We start from the raw sequence: 3,827 nt of genomic DNA, 5'->3' as shown, positions 1-3,827 counted from the left end.
AACAAGTCATCCGGGTCATAGCCCCTATTTAAAAACCGTTGGACAACAGACCAAACGAGCCTCATATTTTTTTCAACAATTAAATCTCTAGCTTCCTGGTCCCCTTCTTGACTCTTTTTTAATGAGCTCTTTCACTTCATGATCCTTTAAATACGTTTTTTTATTTTCGTTCTTGACCTCCACATCCATTGGCAAGTCTCCTTAATTGCAAAGCATTTTGCTGGAATTTAAATGCTTCCGTAATTTAACCTAGGTTCCTCGGCCTGGCTGCGTGTGAACCTCTACCACATCATGAAGTTTTCCATGATGGTGGATCCGATACCGGACCGTTCCAATTCCGGCTTTGTTGTAAATAAGGGCTGACGCGCTTCCTCTACATCTACAATTCCTGAACCAACATCCTTAATGGTCATATCAATCAGGCTATCCTCAATGGAAACCTGAATATATACAATTCCATTAGGATCATTTTCATCGCCATGAATAATCGCATCGGTAACTGCTTCTGAAACAACTGTTTTAATCTCAGTCAGCTCATCCATTGTCGGGTCAAGCTGAGCAATAAAGGCAGCAACGGTTACACGGGCAAATGATTCATTTTGACTTAAAGCACTGAACTCTAGCTTCATTTCATTCTTCATTCAGGCTACCCCCAATCTTTGCAATGCAAATTCCTCTGTCGGTTCCATTTTGATAATTTTAAATAAACCAGACATATCGAATAATCTTTGTATTGCTGGGGAAATTGCACACGGACCATTTCACCATGAACCTGTTTAATTTGTTTGTATCTTCCTAAAATAACCCCTAATCCAGAGCTATCCATGAAAGAAAGCTGTTCAAGATTTAAAACAATATGACGAAATCAACTTTTTTCAATAATAGCTGCTGCCTGCTCACGATGTTCATCCGCAGTATGGTGATCCAATTCACCACTTAAGCGAATACATAAAACATCATGTTTAGTTTCCATATCAATGTTAAGACTCACTATCCCCGTCCTCCTTATTCTGGTATAGTGAGTCAAATTCGCTTTACAAACGGTAATCTCCTTCTATATATACAAAACTAGTCGTAATTCGCTAAAATTAGTAATGTATCTTGATGTTTCGACACGCACCGTCCGTTACTTTCCAGCCTTTCTAAACATTCCGAATGAACGTTTGTAAAGTGTCCACCATCCTGCTTCCTTAACACTCTTACCTGCTACTAACGGACTTTCCAGGATGACTTTTCCGTTCTTAATGAGCTTTATTGTCCCTACTTTATCACCCTTTGTAATAGGAGCGTTTAGATTTTTTTGTATGACAATCTTTTGTTTCACATCCGCTGTCTTTTCCCCTTTTTTTGTCAATAACGATAATGGTTCGCTTGTCACAGCCTCAATCGACTTATCCTTCCCCTTGCTTATTTTCGCCTGACCAATGGTTTGATTTCGTTTAAACATCGGATGTGTTTGATATTGGGCAAAGGCATAATTAAGCATTTTGGTAACTTGTGCATTTCTTTCTTTTTGATGTTGGAGCACCAAAAACAACGGCAATCACACGCATACCATCTTTTTCGTAGCTGTTGCCGTTAGGCAGTATTTTGCTTCTGCAGTAAAGCCTGTTTTCAGGCCATCGACACCAGGGTAAAAACGTACTAATTTATTGGTGTTAACGAGCCAGAATTTTTTGTCTGTATTTTCGCGAAGGTATGCTTCATACATACCAGTAAATTTTGTAATGTCTTCATATTTTAAAAGCTCTTTTGCCATTACGGCCATGTCTGCTGCTGAGCTGTAATGACCACTTACAGGAAGTCCAGTTGTATTTTTAAAGAATGTATCCTTTAACCCCAATTCTTTTACTTTATCGTTCATCATATCAACAAACGCGTCTTCAGAGCCGGCGATTTTTTCAGCCATCGCAACAGATGCATCATTTCCGGAACCAATCGCGATTCCACTTAACATTTCCTTTGTTGTCATCTCTTCTCCAGGTTCAAGGAAAATTTGTGATCCTCCCATAGAGGCTGCATATTCGCTAGTGCGAATTTTTTCATCCCATGTCAGCTTTCCTTGATCCAGAGCTTCCATGATTAGAAGCATGGTCATGATTTTAGTCATACTGGCAGGCGGCAGCTTTTCATTCCCATTTTTCTCGTAGAGAACTGTTCCTGTATCCCGTTCAATTAAAATAGCAGATTTAACATTACTGACGATATCAGTACTCTTTTTTTTCTTCGGCAGCAAAAGCAGATGGACTCCATAAACTAGTAAGTAAAAAAGACGTCACTATGAAAGAGACAAATCGTTTCATTCGCATAACCCTCCATTCTTTATAGCCTCCATTTTTTCCAAAATAAATTACTTTATACAATAATTTCCTCCAACAACACAAAAAAATAGGGTGTCAGGCACCATGTGAATTTTTCACATGGTGCCTGACACCCTTTATTACCCTTCTATAGGGATTATTGTGTTTACTCTGTTATTTCTCCGTGAATAAGAATTGGTGCGTCTACTTTTGTGTTTGAGGTCTTGATATTTTCGTAAAGCTTTTGTTTTACTTCTTCTACATTTTCAAAGTTGCTGTAGATTGTAACGAGTGATTCGCCTTTTTTTACTTGGTCGCCGATTTTCTTTCTTAGTACAAGGCCTACAGCAAGGTCTATAACAGATTCCTTCGTTGCTCTTCCAGCACCTAACAACATCGCGGCAGTTCCAACCTCGTCTGCAACGATTTCGGCTACATAACCGTCTTCCTTCGCCTCAAGTTCAAAGATATATTTAGCTTGTGGCATTTTAGATGGATCATCGACAATCGCAGCGTCGCCGCCCTGAGAACTTAAAAATACTTTTAATTTTTCAAGGGCAGAACCATCCTTAATCACATTTTCAAGCATTGTACGTGCTTCTGCCAGGGTGTCAGCTTTTTCTGCAAGGTAAACCATGTGGCTGCCTAGTGTTAAACAAAGCTCCGTTAGATCCTCAGGTCCTTCACCTTTTAGGGTATCGATCGCTTCCTTCACTTCCAAAGCATTTCCGATAGCAAACCCAAGCGGCTGACTCATATCGGAAATAACAGCCATTGTTCTTCTGCCAACATTATTCCCAATTCGGACCATTGCTTTTGCTAATTCTCGTGAATCATCAAGCGTCTTCATGAAGGCCCCAGCACCCGTTTTAACATCAAGAACAATCGCATCCGCGCCTGCAGCAATCTTTTTACTCATTATAGAGCTTGCAATAAGTGGAATGCTATCAACGGTTGCCGTTACATCTCTTAGTGCATAAAGCTTTTTATCGGCAGGTGTTAAGTTACCGCTTTGCCCAATTACTGCAATCTTATTTTTATTCACTAATTCAATGAATTCATTATTTTCAATTTCAACGTGGAAGCCTTTAACCGCCTCTAATTTATCAATTGTTCCGCCAGTATGGCCTAATCCGCGGCCAGACATTTTCGCAACCGGAACTCCAAGTGCGGCAACAAGAGGTCCCAGAACTAGCGTTGTGGTGTCTCCTACGCCCCCTGTAGAGTGCTTATCCACTTTAATACCTTCAACTTGTGATAGATCAATCTTATCACCAGATTGAACCATCGCCATCGTTAGTCTGCTCGTTCATTTTCAGTCATTCCGCTAAAAAGATTGCCATTGTTAAGGCGCTCAGTTGATAATCCGGAATCCAACCGTCCGTATAACCCTTGATAATAAAATTAATCTCTTCGGTTGTTAATTCAAATCCATCTCTTTTTTTCTCGATTAAGTCAACCATTCTCATTCTTATCACCACTTTGTTTAATTTATTGCCACGTTATTTCGCGATATTCTTCACAATT

At 39.8% G+C, this 3,827-nt stretch carries 5 pseudogenes; all 5 read right to left on the bottom strand.

The window, feature by feature from the left end:
* Nucleotides 1–189, bottom strand: a pseudogene (locus ACO1D1_RS23210) (RNA polymerase sigma-F factor); the annotation flags it as partial.
* A 60-nt stretch (nt 190–249) separates the two neighbouring features.
* A pseudogene (gene spoIIAB, locus ACO1D1_RS23205) lies at nt 250–641 on the bottom strand (anti-sigma F factor).
* Nucleotides 642–991, bottom strand: a pseudogene (spoIIAA, locus tag ACO1D1_RS23200) (anti-sigma F factor antagonist). It abuts the pseudogene before it with no gap.
* Nucleotides 992–1,126: 135 nt separating this feature from the next.
* Nucleotides 1,127–2,303 (bottom strand): annotated as a pseudogene (locus tag ACO1D1_RS23195) (D-alanyl-D-alanine carboxypeptidase family protein).
* A gap of 163 nt (nt 2,304–2,466) precedes the next feature.
* Nucleotides 2,467–3,769: pseudogene (locus ACO1D1_RS23190) on the bottom strand (pyrimidine-nucleoside phosphorylase).
* Nucleotides 3,770–3,827: the final 58 nt, after the last annotated feature.

The sequence above is a fragment of the Neobacillus sp. 19 genome (assembly GCF_049463095.1).
Taxonomy (GTDB): domain Bacteria; phylum Bacillota; class Bacilli; order Bacillales; family Cytobacillaceae; genus Neobacillus.
This window is presented reverse-complemented; position numbering and strand designations above follow the sequence as displayed.